A 1,895-nucleotide genomic window follows, 5' to 3' on the forward strand; every position below is an offset into this window, starting at 1 on the left:
CAGGTATGGTTCGCCGCAATGTCTTGCGCATCAAATCGATCATTCGACGAATAATCAGATAACTCATGTACAGCAAAATCTATTCGGCCCTGGTGCAGCACTATATATCGGGCGGCTTCGGCTTGCCTACTGGTTATGAAAATGACGGGTTTGAGCCGGATGTAGGGGCGCCTTATGCAGCTGTGTACAACCTGCCTGCAGATAGTTATCCGGATACTGTTGGTGAGATTGGCAGGGATGAACGAGTCGGAATATTTCAGATCAGCATTTTTTACCCAACAGGCGGAGGGCGAGGGGATGCCCTGGCAATGACTGACCAAATTCTCATGCACTTCAAAGCCGGCTCCTTTCCGGAGTACTCCGGCCAAATCGTAACTATTCACTCCTCAACCATCTCTCCCGGCAGGGTGGTAGATGGTTGGTATCAACTCGACATCAGCGCGGCCTGGACCGCCACAACTCTACGTTAGGAGCACACAAATGGCAGACGGCAGCCAACATTCAATGGCCTATGTGGCGGAGTCCACCTATGGGGTTACTCCTGCTTCACCCACGTTTAAAGCGATTCGAAACAAGGGGACAACTCTTGCGCTCACCAAAGAGGGCTCAGCAGATGAAGAGCTCCGTGATGATCGTCAAATCACTGATTATCGCCACATGAACAAAAGCGTTGGTGGTGATATCAACATTAATCTTTCTTACGGCTCCTTCGATGACTTTCTGGAAGGCGCAACCATGGGTGCTTGGGATAGCAATAAGTTAGTTGTTGGCAAGACCCGGCGTAGCTTCACGGTTGAGCGGAAATTTGGGGATATATCCGATAAACCGTATCACCGCTTTACAGGCTGTGAGCTGAATACACTGAATCTCACCGTAGCCCCTGGAGCACGAGTAAGTGGCAGCTTTGGAGTTATCGGCAAGGATATGTCTCCAGAGGCTGCCGCCTTATCAGGCTCCACTTATGGGGATGAAACGACCACTCAGGTTTTTGACTCATTCAAAGGTGTAATCAAAGAAGGGGCGGCCGGCTTGGCGGTGATGACTGAGGTCACACTGACTTTAGATAATGGCCTTGAGTCGCGTTTTGTAGTTGGCAGCGATACCACAATTCAGCCTGGAGTCAAACGTTCAAATGTCACAGGCCAGCTATCGGCCTATTTTGAGAATTCAGTATTGCTTGAGAAATTCTTGGATGAGGATTCTTCCAGTCTGGAGTTTAGTTTGGTTGATGCTGCCGGCAATTCTTACATTTTCACTCTTCCAAAAATTAAATATACCGGTGGCCAAGTAGATGTTTCCGGCGAGGGCGCAATCATCTTGCCTCTGCCTTTCCAGGCGGTGTATGACGAAACTGAAGGTACAAATCTAATTATTGAGAGGGTCTCAGCCTAATGAAAGCCAGTGATTTTTATACGCGGGAGAAAGGGAATAAGGGGGTCAAGTTCCCACTTTACACCCCTGATGGCAAAGCCACAGAGCATTACTTGGAAATCCTCAGTGTTGATTCAGATGCATTCCAGATGGCTCAGTCGGAAATGCAGCGCGATCTAGCCACAGCCAACCTGGAAAAGGATAAGGAGAAGCGGTTCGAGCTGGTGAGGGAGGCTAAAGTTGCAGCTGCGGCGGCACTGGTAATCGGCTGGTCTCTTGAAGATGATTTCAGCCAGAGAGCCGTCAAAGAACTATTAATTGAAGCTCCACAATTGGTTGACCAGATTGATCGAGCAGCTAGTAACCGCGCACTTTTTTTCGCCAGCGGCAGCAAGTCCTCATCGACTGGGCCTGCTGCCAGTTCAAGCTCGACAAAATCCCGAAAGGGTGTAAAGAAAGCCTCCGCCAGCAGCTCCAGCAAGTCCAAAAAACAACCGGTATAACTCCCCCGGAGCTTAAGACTA

Annotated in this window: 3 protein-coding genes; all 3 read left to right on the plus strand. The window is 49.6% G+C overall.

Features of this window, described 5'->3' with window-relative positions:
- Window positions 1-65 precede the first annotated feature (65 nt).
- From MO867_RS21845 to MO867_RS21855, 3 genes are read left to right on the plus strand one after another with little or no spacing between them, the layout of a single operon-like run.
- Window positions 66-470: a phage tail terminator-like protein gene (locus MO867_RS21845; protein ID WP_252473080.1), complete on the plus strand. Its 405-nt coding sequence runs from the start codon at window positions 66-68 to the stop codon at window positions 468-470.
- A 10-nt stretch (window positions 471-480) separates the two neighbouring features.
- Window positions 481-1,392, plus strand: a complete 912-nt coding sequence (locus MO867_RS21850; protein ID WP_252473083.1) for a phage tail tube protein — start codon at window positions 481-483, stop codon at window positions 1,390-1,392.
- Window positions 1,392-1,874, plus strand: coding sequence for a phage tail assembly chaperone (locus MO867_RS21855; RefSeq protein ID WP_252473085.1), 483 nt, complete (start codon window positions 1,392-1,394; stop codon window positions 1,872-1,874). Before MO867_RS21850 ends, MO867_RS21855 begins: the two co-directional genes overlap by 1 nt.
- Window positions 1,875-1,895: the final 21 nt, after the last annotated feature.

Origin of the sequence: Microbulbifer okhotskensis (assembly GCF_023895975.1) — a bacterium.
Lineage (GTDB): Bacteria > Pseudomonadota > Gammaproteobacteria > Pseudomonadales > Cellvibrionaceae > Microbulbifer > Microbulbifer okhotskensis.